Annotated in this window: 15 protein-coding genes; 9 read left to right on the forward strand and 6 right to left on the reverse strand. The window is 69.0% G+C overall.

Annotation, left to right across the window (positions count from 1 at the left end; all coding sequences use genetic code 11):
• The first annotated feature begins 95 nt into the window (after positions 1 to 95).
• The gene (locus SM447_RS08310; protein ID WP_474572148.1) at positions 96 to 1967 is read left to right on the forward strand and encodes a polysaccharide biosynthesis protein; all 1872 of its coding nucleotides are present in this window, start codon (positions 96 to 98) and stop codon (positions 1965 to 1967) included.
• Between the two features lie 59 nt (positions 1968 to 2026).
• Here SM447_RS08310 and wecB read toward each other — a convergent pair whose 3' ends face one another.
• Positions 2027 to 3151 (reverse strand): non-hydrolyzing UDP-N-acetylglucosamine 2-epimerase, encoded by a 1125-nt coding sequence (gene wecB, locus SM447_RS08315; protein WP_474572149.1) that lies wholly within the window; start codon positions 3149 to 3151, stop codon positions 2027 to 2029.
• Between the two features lie 228 nt (positions 3152 to 3379).
• Between wecB and SM447_RS08320 the strand changes: the two genes are divergently transcribed.
• The 5 genes from SM447_RS08320 to SM447_RS08340 all read left to right on the forward strand — a co-directional run bounded on the left by SM447_RS08320 (position 3380) and on the right by SM447_RS08340 (position 9374).
• Positions 3380 to 4429: a polysaccharide biosynthesis protein gene (locus SM447_RS08320; protein ID WP_474572150.1), complete on the forward strand. Its 1050-nt coding sequence runs from the start codon at positions 3380 to 3382 to the stop codon at positions 4427 to 4429.
• Positions 4426 to 5730, forward strand: a complete 1305-nt coding sequence (locus SM447_RS08325; protein WP_474572151.1) for a glycosyltransferase family 4 protein — start codon at positions 4426 to 4428, stop codon at positions 5728 to 5730. Before SM447_RS08320 ends, SM447_RS08325 begins: the two co-directional genes overlap by 4 nt.
• Complete coding sequence (locus tag SM447_RS08330) at positions 5727 to 6590, forward strand: dTDP-4-dehydrorhamnose reductase family protein (protein WP_474572152.1); 864 nt, start codon at positions 5727 to 5729, stop codon at positions 6588 to 6590. The genes SM447_RS08325 and SM447_RS08330 overlap by 4 nt, the downstream gene beginning before the upstream one ends.
• 1 nt (position 6591) lies before the next feature.
• Positions 6592 to 7986, forward strand: a complete 1395-nt coding sequence (locus SM447_RS08335) for an O-antigen polymerase (protein ID WP_474572153.1) — start codon at positions 6592 to 6594, stop codon at positions 7984 to 7986.
• A 101-nt stretch (positions 7987 to 8087) separates the two neighbouring features.
• Positions 8088 to 9374 carry a lipopolysaccharide biosynthesis protein gene (locus tag SM447_RS08340; protein ID WP_474572154.1) on the forward strand — a complete coding sequence of 429 codons (1287 nt, stop codon included), beginning with the start codon at positions 8088 to 8090 and terminating at the stop codon, positions 9372 to 9374.
• A 93-nt stretch (positions 9375 to 9467) separates the two neighbouring features.
• Here the strand turns inward: SM447_RS08340 and SM447_RS08345 are convergent, their stop codons facing one another.
• The 3 genes from SM447_RS08345 to SM447_RS08355 form a co-directional block, all read right to left on the reverse strand.
• Positions 9468 to 10361 carry a glycosyltransferase family 2 protein gene (locus SM447_RS08345; protein WP_474572155.1) on the reverse strand — a complete coding sequence of 298 codons (894 nt, stop codon included), beginning with the start codon at positions 10359 to 10361 and terminating at the stop codon, positions 9468 to 9470.
• A 178-nt stretch (positions 10362 to 10539) separates the two neighbouring features.
• Positions 10540 to 11496 carry an O-antigen ligase family protein gene (locus SM447_RS08350; RefSeq protein WP_474572156.1) on the reverse strand — a complete coding sequence of 319 codons (957 nt, stop codon included), beginning with the start codon at positions 11494 to 11496 and terminating at the stop codon, positions 10540 to 10542.
• Between the two features lie 18 nt (positions 11497 to 11514).
• Positions 11515 to 11682: a hypothetical protein gene (locus SM447_RS08355; protein WP_474572157.1), complete on the reverse strand. Its 168-nt coding sequence runs from the start codon at positions 11680 to 11682 to the stop codon at positions 11515 to 11517.
• A gap of 456 nt (positions 11683 to 12138) precedes the next feature.
• On the opposite strand from SM447_RS08355, the gene SM447_RS08360 reads away from it, so the two are divergent.
• A complete protein-coding gene (locus SM447_RS08360) occupies positions 12139 to 15243 on the forward strand; it encodes a M14 family metallopeptidase (RefSeq protein ID WP_474572158.1) in 3105 nt (1034 codons plus the stop codon).
• Between the two features lie 94 nt (positions 15244 to 15337).
• On the forward strand, positions 15338 to 16267 hold the full coding sequence (locus tag SM447_RS08365; RefSeq protein WP_474572159.1) for an NAD(+)/NADH kinase: 930 nt from the start codon (positions 15338 to 15340) through the stop codon (positions 16265 to 16267).
• A gap of 448 nt (positions 16268 to 16715) precedes the next feature.
• On the opposite strand, the gene pgm is transcribed toward SM447_RS08365, so the two are convergent.
• Together pgm and glgC are read right to left on the reverse strand one after the other, a co-directional pair.
• Positions 16716 to 18362: a phosphoglucomutase (alpha-D-glucose-1,6-bisphosphate-dependent) gene (gene pgm / locus SM447_RS08370; RefSeq protein ID WP_474572160.1), complete on the reverse strand. Its 1647-nt coding sequence runs from the start codon at positions 18360 to 18362 to the stop codon at positions 16716 to 16718.
• Positions 18359 to 19591: a glucose-1-phosphate adenylyltransferase gene (gene glgC / locus SM447_RS08375; protein WP_474572161.1), complete on the reverse strand. Its 1233-nt coding sequence runs from the start codon at positions 19589 to 19591 to the stop codon at positions 18359 to 18361. Before glgC ends, pgm begins: the two co-directional genes overlap by 4 nt.
• A gap of 95 nt (positions 19592 to 19686) precedes the next feature.
• Between glgC and glgA the strand changes: the two genes are divergently transcribed.
• Positions 19687 to 20883 carry a glycogen synthase gene (glgA, locus tag SM447_RS08380; protein WP_474572162.1) on the forward strand — a complete coding sequence of 399 codons (1197 nt, stop codon included), beginning with the start codon at positions 19687 to 19689 and terminating at the stop codon, positions 20881 to 20883.
• The last annotated feature ends 127 nt before the right edge of the window (positions 20884 to 21010 follow it).

Raw genomic sequence — 21010 nt, forward strand, 5'->3', positions numbered from 1 at the left:
CCGCAAAGCACTCATCACGGATGTAACAAGGACAAGAGCGCACCGCTCCTTCCGCTCACCCCGGGCGGAAGTGGTCGACAGCACAGGAGCCGCAGATGCGGGACACACAGACCACCCGGCAGCCGGACCCGACACCCCGCCGGAGCAGGATCCGGTGGCGCACCCTGGCTTTCCTCGCCACCGACGCCATGGCCTGGGTGGGCGGGTTCGTCGCTGCCGCCTGGACCCGCTACGAGTTCGCCCTGACCACCAGCCAACTGACCCGCGCCGCCGGCTGCGGGCTGCTCGCCGCCGGGCTGCACCTGGCGGTGGCGGGGGCACGCCGGATGCGCTCGGGACGCCACCCGCTCGGCAGCCTCCAGGAGGTACAGGGGCTGGCCGGAACCGCACTCACCGCCGTCGCGGTGATCCTGCTCGGCGTACTCCCGGTTCCCGACCGGCCGGTGCCGGCGAGCGCCCCACTGGTCGGCGGCGCGCTCGCCCTGCTGTTCATGCTCGCCGCCCGGTTCGCCTACCGGCACCGCCGTGACCTGGCCCTGCGCCCGGACGCCCGCTCGTCGACCCCCGTGCTGCTGTTCGGAATGGGTGACGCCGGCCAGGGCCTCCTTCACGCGCTGCTCACCGACCCGCGCAGCCGCTACCGGCCCGTCGGGGCTCTCGACGACGACCCGGACAAGCGCGATCTCTGCGTCGACGGCGTCCGGGTGGTCGGCGGGCGCGGTGACGTCGCCGAGGCGGTACGCCGCACCGGCGCCACCACCGTGATCTTCTCGGTCGCCAACGCCGACGCCGCGCTGATCCGGCAGATTCGGGAGGCCACCCTCAACACCGGGGCCGCGTTCAAGGTCCTCCCGCCGGTACGCGACCTGGTCGACCACCGGATCACCGTCACCGACGTACGCGACGTGCGGATCAGCGACCTGCTCGGCCGCCGACAGGTGGTCACCGAGATGGCGGTACGCACCAACGGCCTCACCGGCCGACGGATCCTGGTCACCGGCGCAGGCGGCTCGATCGGCTCCGAACTGTGCCGCCAGGTGATGAAGGCCGACCCGGGCGAGCTGATGATGCTCGACCGCGACGAGTCGGCGCTGCACGCGCTCCAGATGTCGCTGAACGGTCGGGCGATGCTGGACGGACCCGAGCTGATCCTGGCCGACCTGCGCGACGACGAGGCCATCCGGCGCATCATCCGGGAACGCCGCCCCGAGATCATCTTCCACGCCGCCGCGCTCAAGCACCTCACCCTGCTCGAACGACACCCGGGCGAGGCCGTGAAGACCAACGTCTGGGGCACCCTGTCGGTGCTGGACGCCTGCCAGGACGTGGCGAAGTTCGTGAACATCTCCACCGACAAGGCCGCCGACCCGATCAGCGTCCTGGGCTACTCCAAGCGGATCACCGAACGGCTCACCGCCCACGCCGCCTCACGCTTCCCGGGCACCTTCCTGAGCGTCCGCTTTGGCAACGTGCTGAGCAGCCGAGGCTCGGTGGTCACCGCCTTCCAGCGTCAGATCGAGGCGGGCAACCCGCTCACCGTCACCCATCCCGAGGTGACCCGGTATCTGATGACGATGCAGGAGGCAGTGCACCTGGTGCTCCAGGCCGCCGAGATCGGTCGCGACGGCGAGGCGCTGGTGCTCGACATGGGCGAACCGGTACGCATCACCGACCTCGCCCGGCAGATGGCCGAGCAGGCCGGTAGCGACGTGCCGATCGTCTACACCGGCCTGCGCCCGGGCGAGAAGCTGCACGAGGACCTGCTGGGCACCGGCGAGACCGACACCCGCCCGCTGCACCCGCTGGTGTCACACGTCGCGGTGCCCCCGCTCGACCCGCTGGAGGTCAGCGGACTCGACCCGTTCGACGAGCCGGCCAAGGTCATCGCGGAACTGGCCCGCCTCTGCACCGAGCCGGCCGGCCGTGTCGGCGAGACCGTCCGGGGCGGCCTGCCGCTGCCTCGATAGCAGCCGTCGTACCGAAAGGGCTGGTGACCGGATCGGTCACCAGCCCTTGCCGCTTCAGCTCAGCGGCGGATGCCCGCCCAGTCGTGGTGCCGGCGCACGGTGGACAGGATGAAGTTCACCACCAGCCGGGACGTGTCGGTGACCTGGTAATCGGCCGGGCAGGGGACACCGGCCGCCGCCACCTGGTCGATCGCCACCCGGGCTGCCTCGACGACGCCGTCGCGATCGAGACCCGTCATGATGATCCCCCCGGCGTCGAGCGCCTCGGGACGCTCCATCGAGTCCCGCAGGGTCACCGCGGGGAAGCCGAGAATGGCAGCTTCCTCGCTGATGGTGCCGCTGTCCGAGAGGACGCACCGGGCCCGGGTCTGCAGGCGTACGTAGTCGAAGAAGCCGAACGGCTCATGGAAGGCGATGCCGTCCAGGTCCGTCCCGTCGTCGGTCAGTGACTCCAGTCGCTTGCGGGTACGCGGGTGGGTGGACACCAGCACGGGCAGACCCCACTCCGCGCGTACCGCCCGCAGACAGTCGAGCAGCCGCCGCAGTCGGGCGGGATCATCCACGTTCTCCTCCCGGTGGGCACTGACCACGAAGTACCCGCCGGGTTCGAGTTCCAGTTGGTGCAGGATGGGCGACGCCTCGATCTCGGGTCGGTAGTGGTCGAGCACCTCCCGCATCGGCGAACCGGTGTGCAGGATCCGCCGTGGGTGCAGACCCTCGGCGAGCAGGTTCCGCCGGGCATGCTCGCTGTAGACCAGGTTGAAGTCGGCGACATGGTCGACCAGGCAGCGGTTGGTTTCCTCCGGCACGTTGAGGTCGAAGCACCGGTTGCCGGCCTCCATGTGATAAACGGGCACGCGCATCCGCCGCGCGATGACCGCCGCGATTGCGCTGTTGGTGTCACCGAGCACGAGCAGCGCGTCCGGCCGCAGCTCGCGGATCGCCTCCTCCACGCCGACGAGGACGCCGCCGAGCACCCGCCCGAGCGAAGCAGTGTCGACCCGGAGGAAGCGGTCGGGTTCCCGAATCCGCATTTCCGCGAAGAACACGTCGGAAAGCGATCGGTCCCAGTTTTGTCCCGTATGGACGAGGACATGATCGACCGTTCGGTCCAACCGCTCCGCGATCCGGGACAAGCGGATGATCTCCGGTCGCGTTCCCACCACGGTCATGACCCGCGTCATCGCCTCACCCTTCGCATGGCCGGCTCCGACAATGTGCCGGCAACGGACCGAGGTTCAACGAATGGACCGACCTACGGTGACGTAGCCGAATTACGAGTAAGCGTCACCTTATTGCTCCTGCGATTGATTCTCCAATTGTCAGCTCGCCGCAACCCGTCGAGTTGTAGGGTCCGATTCGATGCGATTCATCAACTCCCCCGGGGACAGCAGGGAAAGACAGGAGGAAATGTGGATTCCTCACTTTCGGGCCGTCGTTTCTTGATCACCGGCGGCACCGGCTCCTTCGGGCAGACGATGGTCTCCCGGCTGCTCGACGCCGGTGCCGCCGAGGTGCGCGTACTCAGCCGTGACGAGTCCAAGCAGGACGTGATGCGGCACCGACTCCGCGACGACCGCGTGCGCTACTACGTGGGCGACGTCCGCGATTCCGACAGCGTCCACAAGGCGGCCCGAGGTGTGGAGTTCGTCTTCCACGCCGCCGCTTTGAAGCAGGTCCCGTCCTGCGAGTTCTTCCCGTTGGAGGCGGTACGGACCAATGTGCTCGGCAGCGCCAACGTGGTCGACGCCTGCGAGCGCAACGGCGTCGAAACCCTGGTGCTGCTCAGCACGGACAAGGCCGTCTACCCCGTCAACGCCATGGGAATGACCAAGGCCTTGATGGAGAAGGTTGCCCAGGCGCACGCACGGAACAATCCGTCGGCACGGACGCGGGTCTGCTGCGTGCGATACGGCAATGTGATGTATTCGCGGGGATCGGTCATCCCGCTCTTCATCGACCAGATCCGCAACGGTGTCGCGCCGACCGTGACCGAACCGACCATGACCCGGTTCCTGATGTCGCTGGGCCAGTCCGTCGAGCTGGTCGAGCACGCGTTCCGGCACGGCCAGCCGGGCGACATCTTCATCCGCAAGGCGGACGCCTGCACCATCGCCGATCTCGCCACCGCGTTGTGCAATCTGTTCGGCGTGCCGGCCAAGTTCGAGGTGCTCGGCATCCGGCACGGCGAGAAGCTGTACGAGACCCTGGCCAGCCGCGAGGACCTGGCTCGGGCCGAGGACTTCGGTGACTTCCTGCGGGTACCGGTCGACAGCCGCGACCTCAACTACGCCCTGTACTTCGACGAGGGTGACACCCGGCAGGAACACGTCGCGGACTACCACTCGCACAACGCCCGGCGGCTGGACGTACCCGAGATCATGTCGCTGCTGCTGACCCTGCCGGAGATTCGCGTGCAGCTCGACGAGGTCGGCCAGCCGACCGCAGTACGCGGCACGTGACCGGGCGTTCGGCCGTCGACCCGGTTGCCGCCCGGGTCGCGCTGGTCAGTCAGTTCTTCCCACCGGAGCCGGTGCCCATTCCCCTGGGTCTCACCCGCTGTCTGCGCCGGCAGGGCTTCGAGGTGGACGTGGTGACCGGGGTACCCAACTACCCGACCGGCATCGTCCACCCGGGCTACCCGCATCGACGGCGTTTCGTCGACCGAGTCGACGGCCTCCGGGTGCTGCGTACCCCGCTGCACCCGAGTCACGACCGCTCCGCGGTCGGCCGCGCCGCCAACTACCTGAGCTGGGCGGCGTCGTCCACGTTGCTGGGCGGGCCGCTGCTGCGTACCGCCGACGTGGCGCTCGTGTACTCCTCGCCGGCGACGGCGGCGACGGCGGCCCTGGCGGCCCGGCTGCGTTGGGGGACCCCCTACGTGCTGATGGTCATGGACCTTTGGCCCGACTCGGTCTTCGCGACCGGCTTCCTCACCGACGGTCTCGCCCGCCGGGTCGCGGAGGGAACGCTGAGCCGGTTCACCGACCTCACCTATCGCTGGGCCGAACACGTCACCGTGCCCTCCCCCGGCCTGCGGGACACCGTCGTGGCGCGGGGTGTGCCCGCGGAGAAGGTGTCGGTCGTCTACAACTGGGCCGACGAGAAGCTCATGCAGCCGACCGAGCCCGATCCGCAGCTGCGTACCCGCCTGGGCCTGTCCCCCGACGACTTCGTGGTGCTGTACGGCGGAAACCACGGACCAGCGCAGGACCTCGGCGTCGCGATCGCGGCGATGGACCGGCTCCACGACCTGACCGACGTACACCTGGTGCTGGTCGGCGACGGGGTGAGCAAGCCGGCCCTGCGTGCCGAGGCCGAAAAATCCGGCCTCCGCACGGTGCATTTCGTCGACCCGGTGACGCCGGAGCGGATGGCCGCCGTGATGGCGGCTGCCGACATCCAGCTCGTCTGTCTGGCCGACGAGCCACTGTTCCAGATCACCATGCCGAGCAAGGTGCAGACCATCCTCGCCTGCGGTCAGCCGATCCTGTCCTGCGCGCCGGGGGACGCCGCACGGGCGGTGCGCGAGGCAGGCGCCGGATTCACCACCGCACCGGGCGACCCCCAGCGGCTGGCCCAGACCATCCGGCTGGCGCGCACCACCCCGCGCGCGCAGCTACGAGCGATGGGACGCGCCGGTCTCGACCACTACCGACTTTTCATGAGCGAGGGGGCGAACGCCCAGGTGCTCGCCGAACTGCTCACCGCAGCCACCGCGAAGGGCGGCGACAGGTTCAACCGAAAGCGGGTGCGACAATGAAGCGACGGGTACTCGTCCTGGGCGCCACCGGCATGCTCGGGCACACCCTGATGCGGGAACTGCCCGACGCCCCCGGCGTCGAGGTGCACGGCGCGGCACGCGGCGTGGCCGGCCTCCCGCCATCGGTCGCCGACCGGGTCACGACGGGTGTGGACATCCTCGTCCCGGGACGGCTCGGCAGGCTGCTCGACGAGGTCAACCCCGACTTGGTGATCAACTGCGTGGGTGTGATCAAGCAGCGGCCCGAGGTCCAGAACGCGGTGCACACGGTCACGGTCAACGCCCTGTTCCCGCACCAGTTGGCCGAGGAGTGCGCACGGCGTGGCATGCGTCTGGTGCACATCAGCACCGACTGCGTCTTCTCCGGTGACCGGGGCGGCTATGTGGAGACCGACATCCCCGACCCACCGGACCTGTACGGCCGGTCGAAGCTGCTCGGCGAGGTCGACCTCGCACCGGCCCTGACACTGCGTACGTCGATCATCGGACACGAATTGAACGGTCACCGTTCTCTCGTCGACTGGTTCCTGTCCCAGGACTCGGTGGTGTCCGGCTACACGAAGGCGATCTACAGCGGGGTCACCACCGTCGAGTTCGCGCGGCTGCTGCGGTCGGTGGTGATACCACGGGAGGACCTCACCGGCCTCTACCACGTGGCAGCGTCGCCGATCTCGAAGTACGAGCTGCTCAAGCTGGTCGCGGACGCGTACGGCTGGCGAGGCTCAATTGTTCCGCACGACTCGTTCGTCTGCGACCGCTCCATGAACGCCGACGCCTTGGCGCAGACCACCGGATACCGCGCTCCGTCCTGGCCGAGGATGATCCACGACCTGCACCGCGCGCGGCATCGGTGGAGCTGAGATGGCCACCTTGTTCCTTCCGGTCCTGGCGCTCGCCGTCATCCACTACGTGGTGGCTGTCCGGCATTACGGGATACTCACGCCGGACGGGTTGTTCGTGGCATGCCAGCTGCTGATGCTCTACGGCACCGTACGCCTCGTGGACCGTGATTCCACCGTCGACCTCTTCTACGCCCAACTGATGGCGGCGGCCACCGCCATCTACATCGTCTCCAGTATGCTAACGAATCTGCTTACACGCCGACGAATAACCCGAGGCAAGAAGAGTGCCGACGGCTACTCCGTGTCGCTGACCAAACCGAACGGATGGATCATCGCGGCCGTAGCAACATCCATCACGGTTACCTTCGTCTACTTCGCCGCCATCGGTTACAGTGCTTTCTGGGTGGGCCTTCAGGGCCAGTTGAACGGCACGCCAGAGGATATCGCCACCCTACGTTTGCAATCGTACGCAGGCGAGACGTACCTGTTTCCGGGCTTCGTCAACCAGTTCAAGAACGCCATTCTTCCGGCCTTGAGCCTGGTGGTGGCAGTATGGTCCTTCAAGAATGGCGGGTTGGCCGCAAGGGCAGCCTCCATCTGCCTCATCCTGATGGCAGCGTTCGCACTCCTCGCCACCGGCCAACGAGGCGCACTTGTGGTCTTTCTGTTGACCACCATCGTTTACGCATACATGCACAACAGACGGCGTCTCCCCAAAGCCGCAGTGATACCGATACTGTTGGGTCTGCCGCTTGTCCTGCTGTCGACAGCGGTTCTCGCCAGAAGTACCGATGCCGCCAGTCCCTTGAGCGGTGCTTGGAGCGACCTGACAAACCGGTTCCTTCACGACAATCAAATATCGGGTATCGCAGCTTTTCGCCACACGTCCTCGCTGTCTGTGGCATACGGCCGCGAGTGGCTCGACGGACTGCTGAGCGTGCTACCGGGCCATCGGGGGAGCACCCTCAACTCCGACGTCTTCTACACGGTTTACGGGTCGACGCGGGGCACCTCCCCACCGTCACTGTGGGGATCGATCCACTACAACTTCGACACTCTCGGACTGATATTCTTCGCAGCTCTCTTCGGTGTCGCGCTACAGTACTTCACCCAACGATCGCTGCGCGGCAGGCGATACAACTCGCTGCAGCTGGTAGGGCTCGCCGGGATCACCGTCGTGCTTGGCACCTGGATCGCCGGCGGGATCGAGACACCTCTCAATGTCGGCCTCGTGAGCTATCTCGGACTCTGGTACTGGGGTAGCCGCGCCGGCGACCCCGGTAGACGACCGGCGGCACACAGAAAGAGGGAACACGGCTGGGCTCCGCCAGCGACCATGGGGAGCGGTTGGACAGGCGCTCCCCGCAAGGCCTACGCAGTACACCCACCGCAGCCGACCAAGTCCGCTTCCTGACCGGCATGGGTCAACCGGGGACGGAGACGAGACGGAGCACGCCGAGACTCTCGACGGGTCGGCATCGTCGCCGCCGGACGGGCTCAGGTCTACGGGGCGTCTTGAGCATCGCGGCGGGAAGTGCCGGCGGCCAGTTGATGCTCCTGCTCGCCGCGCCGGTTCTCGCACGGCTCTACGGCCCGACCGACTTCGGACTGTTCGCCGTGCTTGCCACCTTGGCCGCGACCATCAGTGCGGTCGCGGCTGGCCGGTTCGAGCTCGCGGTGCCACTACCAGCGCACGACCGCGAGGCCCACGACCTGGCCCTCGTCGGTCTCCTCACCACGCTGGCGACAGCCCTGGTCACCACCGCCGTGGTGGCGGCCACCCGCGACGAGGTCGCCGCTGTGTTCGATCATCCGGCGTTACGGACCTGGTTATGGCTGACGCCGTGGACGGCGGCGGCCATGGCGGCGGTTCAGGTACTCAACCAGGTGGCGATCCGACACCGGCGCTACGCCGCGATCGGCCGCCGCAACTTCCTCCAGGCTCTCGCGACACTCCTCACCCAACTCGGCGCGGGCACCCTAGGCGTCCGCACCGGCGGCCTCGCACTCGGCCTTGGGATGGGTCACCTGATCGGTGCGTTAAGCCTGCTGCCTGGTGCGAGGTTGCGCCGCAGCGAAGCGGCACCTGCCCCACGGCGGCGCGGCCTCTGGCGGGTCGCGAAGGAGCATCGCCGGTTTCCGCTGCTCCTCGCACCGGCCGGTCTACTCAACGTGCTCGGTCTCCAGCTCCCCGTGCTGCTGATCGCCCTCTACTACGGTGCGGAGGTGGCCGGCTGGTTGGGCCTCGCCCAACGGATGCTGGCCCTACCGGTGGCGCTGATCGGCATGGCGATCGCGCAGGTCTATCTGGCCGAGGTGTCACAGGCCACGCGTACGGGCAGCGGGAACGCATCGGCACTGTTCCTCCGGACGAGCCGTCACCTCGGCATCGTCGCCGGTGCCGGAGCACTGCTCATCGGCTTCGGCGCGCCATGGGCCTTTGCCATGGTGTTCGGTCCCGAATGGCGCACCAGCGGCGTCTACGCACAGGCCCTAGCGGTGTTCGTCGGGGCACAGTTCGTGGGGTCACCACTGTCACAGACCCTGATCGTCTTCGGCCGGCAGGGTCTTCAACTCGGATGGGACGTGGGACGGGTGCTGCTGGTCGCCGCGGCCGTGACGGTTCCCGCCCTGACCGGTGCCCCCGCCCTGGTCGCAGTGTGGGCGTTCGGACTCACCGCCAGCCTCGCCTACGGGGCGTCCTGGATACTCTCGCTGCACGTCGTGACCGCCGCACAGCGAACGAGGGTAGCGCCGACGGACGACGGTGCATCTCCAACGCTCGCGCCCGTCGAGCGTTGATGGTGACCCGGCAGCGGTGCCACCAGGGCAGGCTGTCTCGCACTGGGCACCCCTTGTCCGGCGCACGCCGGCCACGAAGGCGGGGTGGAAGAGCTATCGTCCGCGACGTCCGGAGAGCTGACGGTAGAAACGGGATCGGATGGAGTAGAGCAGAGGGCTGGCAGCCGAAGCCATGGCGAGTCGATCGGCCATGGGCAGTCGAGTCCGCAGCAGCACCTGAAGTGGCTTTCCGGCGTACCGGAACTGCTCAGCCTCCCACAGCCGCTGTAGCTGCTCCCGCGTCGGCGTCGAGAGGTTCAGTTGCCTCGCGTCGAGCAGCGCCTTATACGACCGATGCCGGGCATACGTCGCCTGAGTCATGTGGCTGAAGGACAAGGCGCGTGGGTTCGAGTTGCCGGAGTGGATCCGATAGTGGAGCACTATGTGCGGGTCCTCGATGACCGTCGTCGCCAAATCTTCCGCCGCGTACCCCCACCAGATGTCCTCACACGCCAGGCTGTCGTCGACGGGGAACACCTTCTCGGCCAGCGGACGGTTGATGGTGATACTGCCACCGGAGCGGCTCGAAGCGCTTCCGCGTGGCAGGACCATGTCGGCGAACCGCGGGTTCTCGGAGAACGTCTTCAACTTGAAGAAGGCGACCGCTGGTTGCGCCGGATCCAGACTTCGGAACGCCGAAACCCGCCGGGCGAACGAGTCGGGCGGCACCACGTCATCGCCACCGACGTGCAGGATGACCTGCCCGGTCGAGGCGCCATACGCCCGGTTGAAGGCAGCGACCTTCCCCAGTTTGCGGCCGTACTCGACCAGCTTGATCCGCTGGTCGCCCCGGGCCGCCTCGACGATGACAGAGCAGGTCGAGTCGGTCGAGCCGTCGTCTACGAACAGCAGTTCCCAGTCACGGTAGGACTGTCCACGTACGCTGTCGATCATTTCGCCGATGAACTTCTCTTCGTTGTGCACCGGCGAGAGCACAGAGATCTTCAAGAGCCGTCCTTACGCCCATCGAACACTGGCTGAACCACGTGCCAGCCGTCACGGATTCGGCGGGACCGGAGTCGGCCTGCCAGTGGCCGGGCCGTCGGGCTACTGCCCGAGCGGCGGCATCGTTTCGCGGCCGCTCCGCCAGCCCCGCCACCACCTCAACGATCCGGGCGACACCGGGTCACGCACTACCGGCCGAGGAGGCTCGCCGCGTCGGGCCAACTGCCGCTGGCACCAGCCATTCCGGATCACGCCGGGTCGACGCTTGGCGGTGCCCGCCGTGCCAACGGCGAGCCACTCCTGGTGCCCAGTGACTGACCGCATAGCCGAGAGCAAGTAGGAAGAAGAAGGTTCGGGCATTCAGTTCACCGGTGGAGGTGACCGCGATGGCCTCGGCTAGTAGCGCCAGAGCGAGCCCTGCTGCCGGTGCGGCTCTCGCGGCCCGCCAGAGCCGGACAAGCACCCAGGCCACTGTGGCGATAAACACCGCACCGATGAGCCAGCCATTCTCCGCCAGCAATTCGAGCCACAGGTTGTGCGGGTACGTGTAGGCGGGCTGCGGCACGTGGACCACCCAGTTGCCGAATCCCACGCCCCACGGATGTTCGGCGATCACACCGATCGTCGCGTGAGCCAACTCTGCCCGACCTGACGCCTCGAGTTCGCCACGGAAGTCGACCAGGGTCGCACCGATGCGGGACGTCGTCGGGATCGCCCCGAGCATCACCGCCAGGTAGAGGCCGGTCGCGACGGCAAGCATCACGGCGCAGGCGCGGACGAATCGCACTGTCACCCCCGAACAGGCGACCACCGACAGCAGCCCGATCATCAACGCCACCATCGGCCCCCGGGAGCCGGTAGCGTACATGCCGGCGAACAGCAGCACTCCGATGGCCAGGGCAGCTCTTCCTACCGCTCGCTGGTAGGCGAGCCAGAGCAGCGCAACGAGCGGCGACCCGATTGCCCGGGCCAACCAGAGCGGGTTGCTGTCGCTCCAACCAGTCGCCCGACCTGAGGCATCGGCCTCACCGATCAGGGCGAGTACCGCAAGCACACATCCGAAGGCCACCCACATCTTCGCCCAGGTCATCAGCATGTCGCGGTCGGCGATCAGGAGTGCTGCTGCGGCCGTGGGCACAGTCAGCAGGAAGAACGTCTACGCCTTGTGCTCCCCGTACTCGGTGGTGGACGGTCCGAACCAGATGGCGACCGCCACGGTCAGTGCCAGCACCGACGCCAGAACCGCCGCCTTTGGTATGACGGGGAGTCCGCGGATGATGGCCCAGAGCACCAACGGGACCAACAGTGCACCGGCGATCATCACCAGCGGGACTCCCCGGGCAGGAAGCAAGGACCCGATGAGCAGTAGTACCAGCAGCAAGGCTGGTACCTGCTGCCTCGCACGACTCGGTGCGGCCATGGCGCCACCTCGGTACGGATCAGTCAACAGGACAGGACAGCGATCTAGCGAGCCGCCCGGGAACGGCCGAGCCGACCGCACCCATTCGGACATTTAACCTCAATAGCCGACGACGTCGACCGGGAACGCGACTGCCCGCGGAATGATCATCCGATCGCCTAATGCCGACCGGCCCCACCGACAACAGTCCACTGCCGGGACGTACCTCCGGCGAGCACCGACCGGACGGGGAGCGGTCGGCAGGTGATGAGGGCACACACATCCCCCTTTCAGTCCGGCAATCGACACCAATGTTTATTGGCAGATGTCCCTACCTTCGAAAGGCTCGCGCCGACAACCCTTCCACCCAAAGGGGGCAGGATGAGGCGCACACCGCTGGCGATCGCCGGCGTGTTCACTCTGGTCGGTGCGCTGGTGCTGACCGCACCGGCGAGCGCACGGCCGCCGTCCGACCCGGGCGGTCGCGACGGCCTGGAGGTGTACGTCGGCACGGTCGATCCCGCGCAACTGAATCAGTTGCGGGAGGCCGGTGTCGACATCGGGCACGACTCGAAGCCCGATCAGTCCGGCATGGCGGAGATTGAGACGGTGCTCAGCCGGGGGCAGGCCGACCGGCTGGCCCGCAAGGGCATCGATCTGAAGGTCAAGAAGGTACGCGGCAAGGATGCCTCGCAGGTGCTGCGGGAGCAGAGCGCGGCGGGCTGGCGGGCCTTCCGGTCGTACAGCGAGCCCGGGGGTATCCGTGACGAGATCACCGCGACGGCGGCCCGCTATCCGAGGCTGACGAAGGTCGAGACGATCGGGCGCAGCCACCAGGGCAAGCCGATCCTCGCGGTCAAGGTCACCAAGAACGCGAAGACCACCAGGGACGGCAAGCGGCCGGCGGTGCTCTACGGAGGGACCCAGCACGCTCGGGAGTGGATCACGCCGGAGATGACCCGCCGGTTGATGCACCACGTGCTGGCCGGGTACGGCTCCGACCGGGAGATCACCCGGTTGGTGGACACCACCGAGCTGTGGTTCATCCCGGTGCTCAACCCGGACGGCTACGACCACACCTTCACCGCCGGCAACCGGTTGTGGCGCAAGAACCTGCGTGACAACGACGGCGACGGCCAGATCACCGGGGTCGACGGCGTCGACCTGAACCGGAACTTCAGCTACAAGTGGGGCTACGACAACGAGGGTTCTTCGCCGAACCCGACCAGCGAGACTTACCGTGGCCCCGGCCCCAACTCGGAGCCGGAGACGAAGGCGCTGGATGCGCTGTTCAAGCGGCTCAAGTTCAAGTTCTTCGTCAACTACCACTCCGCGGCGCAGTTGCTGCTCTACGGCGTCGGTTGGCAGGTGGCCACGCCGACCCCGGACGACGTGATCTACGAGGCGATGGCCGGTGACGACGCCAACCCGGCGGTACCCGGCTACGACCCGGACATCTCCGCCGAGCTGTACACCACCAACGGTGACACCGACAGCCACGCCACGGTGCGCTACGGCACGCTGGGCTTCACCCCGGAGATGTCGACCTGTCAGGCGGCCGCCGCCTCGGACCCGGACGACCAGTGGCGTCCGGAGGACTGCGTCAGCGTCTTCACCTTCCCTGACGACGAGAAGCTGATCGCCGCCGAGGTGGCCAAGAACATCCCGTTCGCGCTGTCGGTGGCGAAGTCGGCGCACCGGCCGGACGATCCGGTGTCGGTGGTCGGTCGCAGCACCCCGGACTTCGTGGTCGACGCCTTCGACGTGTCGTACGGCCGGGACCAGCAGGTCGCCGCGATCACCCGGCGCTCGCTGAAGAACGTCAAGCTGAACTGGACGGTCAACGGGGGCCGGGCGAAGTCCACCACGGTCCGCGAGTGGCGCGGCGGTGAACGCTACGGCGACACCCACAACGACTACTACGCCGAGCTGCGGGGCAAGGTCACCGGCACCCGGCCGGGTGACCGGGTGCAGGCCTGGTTCACCGCGACCCGGCCCGGCCGGGGCAAGGTCAGCAGTGAACGCTTCACCTACCGAGTGCATCACGACATCGGCGGGGACGTGCTGGTCCTGGCCGTGGAGGACGTCACCGGCGTGAGCCCGGTCCAGGACACGACCACCGCGAAGTACGCCGATGAGATCGCCGCCTCGCTGAAGGCGGCCGGACGCAGCAGTGACGTGTACGACTTCGACGCGATGGGGCGTACCGCGCCGCACCACCTGGGCGTGCTGTCGCACTACAAGGCGGTGGTCTGGGAGACCGGCGACGACATCATCCTGCGCTCGCCGGGCCAGGTGCCGGGCACGGCGGCGAAGGCGGCGGCGGACATCGAACTGTCCGTCCGGGACTACCTCAACGAGGGCGGCAAGCTGCTGGTCAGCGGCAAGTACGCGCTCTACGCCCAGGCGGCCAACGGTTCGTACGGCTACCAGCCGGACGCGCCGCCGGAGTGCACGGACGCCGCCGATCCGACCTGCCTGCCGCTGCTCAACGACTTCCAGCAGTACTGGCTCGGGGCGTACAGCTACGTCAGCGACGGCGGCACCTCCCCCGACGGGCAGCCGTACCCGGTCCGGGGCGACGCCGGAGCGTTCGCCGGTTTCGCCGGCACGCTCAACGCCGAGGATTCGGCGGGCAACCAGGACCACACGGCTTCGTTCCTGACCACGTCGGGTTTCCTGCCACCGGCGCAGTTCCCCCAGTTCGCCAGCTCCGCTCCGGTGGGCTGGGAGCGTCCGGGCGGGGCGCCGTTCGACCCGCGTACCGGCGAGTGGTACCTGTTCAGCGGGCAGTCCGACGAGTCGTACAAGCGGTTGAGCCGGACGGTGGACCTGACCGGGGCGAGCAGCGGTGAGCTGCGCTTCTTCACCTCGTTCGACATCGAGACGAACTGGGACTTCATGTTCGTCGAGGCTCGTGAGGTCGGCACCGACAACTGGACCACGCTGCCGGACGCCGGGGGCCTGACCACGCAGGCGACCGGGGACAGCTGCGCCTCCGGCTGGGTGGCTCAACTGCACCCGTTCCTCGCCCACTACCAGGGTGCGGACTGCTCACCGACCGGAAGCACGGGCCAGTGGCACGCGGCGACCGGCACCTCCAACGGCTGGAAGGAGTTCGTGGCCGACCTGTCCGGGTACGCGGGCCGGCAGGTGGAGGTCTCCATCACCTACGCCAGCGACTGGGCCACCCAGGGCCTCGGGGTGTTCGTCGACGACACCAGGGTCGTGGTGGACGGGACCACGGTCGCCGAGACGTCGTTCGAGACGGACCTGGGTGGCTGGACCGTGGCCGGCCCGCCGGCCGGGTCCGCCCCGGCGGCCGACGACTGGTCGCGCAGTCAGCAGGCGTTCGAGGAGGGCTCGGTGGTGGTCACCCGGGACACCGTCTACCTGGGCTTCGGGCTGGAAGGGCTGGCCCCGGCGGACCGGGACGAGCTGGTCGCCCGCTCGCTGACCCACCTGACCGGCCGGCCGCGCCGGTAGCGGCGGTCCAGGGCGCGCCGGCGGTCGGGACACCGCCGGCGCGCCTTGCCGCGTACCGGCATGAAAGCCGCCCGGACTGTGGTGAGCTGTGGGTATGGACCGGATCCGGCTCGGGCTGGTGCTCCACCCCACCCGGGACGTGTCCCCGGTGGTGGACACCATCGCCGCCTGGGCCGCGCCGCACGAGGTGGCCCTGACGGTACGGTCCGAGGACCGGCAGCGGGTGCCCGAGTCGGTCCGGCCGGTGCCGGAGGGTCAGCTCGCCACCGGCTCGGACGTGCTGGTCAGCATCGGTGGGGACGGCACGATGCTGGGCGCGTTGCGGGCGGCCGTACACGATCCGAAGCCGGTGCTCGGCGTACATCTGGGCAGGTTGGGGTTTCTGGTGGAGGTGGAGCCGCCGGAGCTGCCGGAGGCGCTGGACCGGGTCCTGGCCGGCGACTACACCGTTGAGGCACACAGTTGCCTGGCCTGCGACGTGTGTGGCGACGACGTGGTCGCGTTCAACGACATCGCGCTGATCCGCCGTCCCGGGCAGGGTTTCGTCACCGCCACCCTGGCGGTGGACGGGCAGCAGTACGGCTACTACCGCTGTGACGCGCTGGTGGTGAGCACCCCTACCGGGTCGACCGCCTACAGTTACGCCGCCGGCGGACCGTTGATCTCCCCGGCGACGCAGGCGGTGGTGGTCACCCCGAGCGCGCCGATGTCCGGCATCTCCCGGTCGGTGGTGCTCTCCCCCGAGGAGCGGATCCATCTGGAGCTGCGTCCCGGGTCCGGGCCGGTCGCCGTGGAGGTGGACGGAATGGTGATCCGCGACGGGTCGACCGAGGGCGCGGTGCACGTCCGCTACCGTCCCGACGCAGGCCTGGTGGTCCGCCTCGACCCGCGCCGCTACCAGGAACGCAGCCAGCTCAAGCTGAGCCTGCTCGACCTGCCGCTGCTGCCTGAGCAGCTCCGCGAGCTGCTGCCCGAGAACCTGCGCCGCCAACTCGGCCGCCGCGAGCTGCCGCCCCCGCGCTGAACTGTCACGCCTCGCCCGCCCTCGGTAGCAGCCGCCGTCCATCCGCTTGTCATGATCGGCGTGTTCCCGGTCCGGCCTCCGAGGGCGGCCGCACCTGCTTCCACCCGACGCTGCCATGACGTGTGCCCCCGGGCATCCGCGGGCGGACCGCACCCTCCTCGACGCTGTCGAGCTGAGAGCGCAGGCGAATCACGCCCGCCACCAGCCCATCCCCGCCGGCCGAGGCACACCATTCCTGCGGCGTCCATGGCGGCGCGGGCAGCATTCGAGCCCGGCGAGAGCACAGGCGATTCAGCTCGACAGTGTCCGCCCACCACAGCCGTTGCCCTGCCCGACACGCGCCGGCTCGGGCACGTTCCATCTGACCCGCAGGGCCCGGACACGTCCCACCCGACCCGCAGGGCTCGGGCACGCCCGACACCCGGGGCTCGGGCGTGCGCTGGCGCTGTCAGGCGTTGTCGAGGACGTCGGTCACCAGGGCCTGGGCTTCCTGTTGAAGGCGGGCCAGGTGTTCCGGGCCCTGGAAGGACTCGGCGTAGATCTTGTAGACGTCCTCGGTGCCGGACGGCCGGGCGGCGAACCAGCCGCTCTCCGTCGTCACCTTCAGCCCGCCGATCGGTGCGCCGTTTCCGGGCGCGGTGGTCAGCGTCGCGGTGATGGGTTCGCCGGCCAGTTCGGTGGCGCGTACCTGCTCCGGGGCGAGCTTGCCGAGCACGGCCTTCTGTTCCCGGGTGGCCGGGGCGTCGATCCGGGCGTACGCGGGCGAGCCGAAGCGGTCGGCCAGGTCGGCGAAGTGTTCGCTCGGGGCCCGGCCCGTCATCCCGATGATCTCGGCGGCGAGCAGGCAGAGCAGGATGCCGTCCTTGTCGGTGGTCCAGGTGCCCCCGTCTCGGCGCAGGAAGGACGCGCCGGCGCTCTCCTCACCACCGAAGCCGACCGCGCCGTCGAGCAGGCCGGGCACGAACCACTTGAAGCCCACCGGCACCTCCAGCAGCGGCCGGCCGAGGTCGGCGGCCACCCGGTCGATCATCGAGGAGGAGACCAGGGTCTTGCCGACCGCGGCGTCCGGGCCCCACTGCTCCCGGGTGCGGAACAGGTGGGCGATCGCCACGGCCAGGTAGTGGTTGGGGTTCATCAGGCCGGCGTCGGGGGTGACGATGCCGTGCCGGTCGGCGTCGGCGTCGTTGCCGGTGGCGACCTGGTAGTCGGCGCGCATGGCGATCAGCGAGGCCATCGCGTTCGGCGAGGAGCAGTCCATCCGGATCTTGCCGTCGCCGTCGAGGGTCATGAACCGCCAGGTCGGGTCGACGGTCGGGTTGACCACGGTCAGGTCGAGCCGGTGCCGGTCGGCGATCTCGCCCCAGTAGTCGACGCTGGCGCCGCCGAGCGGGTCGGCGCCGATGCGGACCCCGGCGGCGCGGATCGCGTCGAGGTCGAGCACCGCCGGCAGGTCGTCGACGTACGCGCCGAGGAAGTCGTACGTGTCGGTGGTGTCGGCGGCGCGGGCCCGTGCGTACGGGATGCGGCGCACCTCCTTGAGCCCGGCGGCGAGGATCGCGTTCGCGCGGTCCTGGATCCACTTCGTGACGTCGGAGTCGGCCGGCCCGCCGTGGGTGGGGTTGTACTTGAACCCGCCGTCGTCCGGTGGGTTGTGCGACGGGGTGATGACGATGCCGTCGGCGAGGCCGGCGGTGCGACCCCGGTTGTGGCCGAGGATGGCGTGTGAGACCGCCGGGGTGGGGGTGTAGCCGTCGCGGCTGTCCACCAGCACGGTGACCTCGTTGGCGGCGAGCACCTCCAGGGCGTCCACGGCCGCCGGGGTGGACAGCGCGTGGGTGTCGCGGCCGAGGAAGAGCGGCCCGTCGACGCCCTGTTCCCGCCGGTAGTCACAGAGCGCCTGGGTGACGGCGAGGATGTGGTCGGAGTTGAAGGCGTTGCGCAGGCTCGACCCGCGGTGCCCGGACGTGCCGAAGGAGACCTGCTGCGCCGGGTCGGCCGGGTCCGGATGCTCGCTGTAGTAGGCGGTCACCAGCCGCGGTACGTCGACCAGGTCGGCGGGCTCGGCCGGCTGACCGGCACGGGGATGACTGCTCAAGGTTCCACCTTCTGTCCCTTGCCGATGACCACGATGCCGTTGTCGGAGACTGTGTAGCGTTGCCGGTCCCGTTCCAGGTCCACGCCGATCTCGGCGCCCTCGGGCACGTAGACGTTCTTGTCGAGGATGGCCCGGCGGACCACCGCGTGCCGGCCGATCTCGACGCCCTCCATGAGTACCGCGCCGTCCACGTGGGCCCAGGAGTGGACCTTCACCTTCGGCGAGACGATCGAGTTCTCCACCAGCGAGCCGGAGATCACCGCGCCGGGAGAGACCATCGAGGCGACCGCGCGACCGACCCGCTCGCCCCACTGGTGCACGAACTTGGCCGGCGGGTACGGCGGCTGCTCGGTGTAGATCGGCCAGTCGAAGTTGTAGAGGTTGAACACCGGGTGGACGTTGATCAGGTCCATGTGGGCGTCGTAGAACGAGTCGAGGGTTCCCACGTCCCGCCAGTAGCCCCGGTCCCGGTCGGTGCTGCCGGGCACCTCGTTGTCCCGGAAGTCGTAGACGTTGGCCTCACCGCGCTCGACCAGCATCGGGATGATGCTGCCGCCCATGTCGTGCTTGCTGGTCTTGTCGTCGGCGTCGTGCTCGACCGCGTCGATCAGCGCGCGGGTGGTGAAGACGTAGTTGCCCATGGAGGCGTAGATCTGGTCGGGCGCGTCGGGCAGGCCGACGGCGTCGGTGGGCTTCTCCCGGAAGGCCCGGATCCGCCGGCCGTCCTCGCCGACCTCGATGACGCCGAACTGGTCGGCGGTCGACAACGGCTGCCGGATGCCGGCGACGGTCACCCCCGCGCCGGAGGCGATGTGGTCCTCCACCATCTGCCGGGGGTCCATCCGGTAGATGTGGTCGGCGCCGAAGACGATCACGTAGTCGGGCTGCTCGTCGTAGATGAGGTTGAAGCTCTGGTAGATCGCGTCGGCCGAGCCGGCGAACCACCAGGGGCCCCGGCGCTGCTGCGCGGGCACCGGGGTGACGTAGTTGCCGAGCAGCGTCGACATCCGCCAGGTCTTGGTGATGTGCCGGTCGAGGGAGTGGGACTTGTACTGGGTCAACACGACGATCTTCAGATAGCCGGCGTTGGCCAGGTTGGAGAGGACGAAGTCGACCATGCGGTACATCCCGCCGAACGGGACGGCCGGCTTGGCCCGGTCCGTGGTCAGCGGCATCAGGCGCTTGCCCTCTCCGCCGGCCAGGACGATCGCGAGCACCTTGGCAGCCATGAGCAGACGCTATCCATACCGGTGCCGGTTCACCACTCGTACGGGCACAGTTCCGCAGCCGGTGCGGGGTGGGATTCTGCACTAGGGTGCCGGACATGACCGACTCCGCACGGCTGCGCGTGGACCTGCTGACCCGCGAGTACCCGCCGGAGGTGTACGGCGGCGCCGGGGTGCACGTCGAGTACCTGGCCCGGGAGCTGCGCCGGATCACCGACGTGCGGGTGCACTGCTTCGGCGCGCCCCGTACCGAGCCCGGGGTGCGGGCGTACGCCGAGCCGGCGGCGCTGGCCGGCGCGAACGCCGCGCTGCGGACCATGGGCGTGGACCTGGAGATGGCCGCCGGGTGCGCCGGCGCCGACGTGGTGCACAGCCACACCTGGTACGCGAACCTGGCCGGACACACGGCGAAGCTGTTGTACGGGGTGCCGCACGTGGTGACCGCGCACAGTCTGGAGCCGCTGCGGCCGTGGAAGGCCGAGCAGCTCGGCGGCGGCTACGCGCTCTCGTCGTGGTGTGAGCGCACCGCGTACGAGTCGGCCGACGCGATCGTGGCGGTCAGCGCGGGGATGCGCCGGGACGTGCTGGCCGCGTACCCGTCGATCGATCCGGACCGGGTGCGGGTCATCTACAACGGCATCGACACCGCGCAGTACGCCCCCGACCCGGGCACCGACGTGCTGGCGCGGCTCGGCATCGACCCGGCCCTGCCCAGCGTGGTCTACGTCGGGCGGATCACCCGGCAGAAGGGCCTGCCGCACCTGCTACGGGCCGCCCGCGAGCTGCCGGCGGACACCCAGTTGGTGCTGCTGGCCGGCGCGCCGGACACCCCGGAGATCGCCGCCGAGGTGGAGGGTCTGGTCGCTGAGCTGCGGGCCAGCCGCTCCGGGGTGGTGTGGGTGGCCGAGATGCTGCCCAAGTCCGAGGTGATCCAGGTGCTCACCCACGCGACGATCTTCGTCTGCCCGTCGGTGTACGAACCGATGGGCATCGTCAACCTGGAGGCGATGGCCTGCGAGACGGCGGTGGTGGCCACCGCGACCGGCGGCATCCCGGAGGTGGTCGCCGACGGCGAGACGGGGCTGCTGGTCCCCATCGAACAGGCGGCCGACAGCACGCCGCTGGACCCGGCCCGCTTCGAGGCCGACCTGGCGGGGCGGCTCAACGAGCTGCTGGCCTCTCCGGAGCGCGCCGCCGCGCTCGGCCGGGCCGGGCGACGCCGCGCCGTCGAACACTTCTCCTGGGACGCCGTCGCCGCCCGCACCCTGGAGCTGTACCGCGCGTTGCGCGGGTAAGGAAGGGCACCTTATTAACGCCTGCGGTAGAGGAAGGGCCCCCTTTTAACACCGCGCAGCCCTCGAAGTTGAGGGCGGCCCGCAGCGGGCCGCCCTTTCCGTGGTGCGTTCGTCAGGGTGACGTGCG

The organism is Micromonospora aridisoli, from assembly GCF_056150025.1.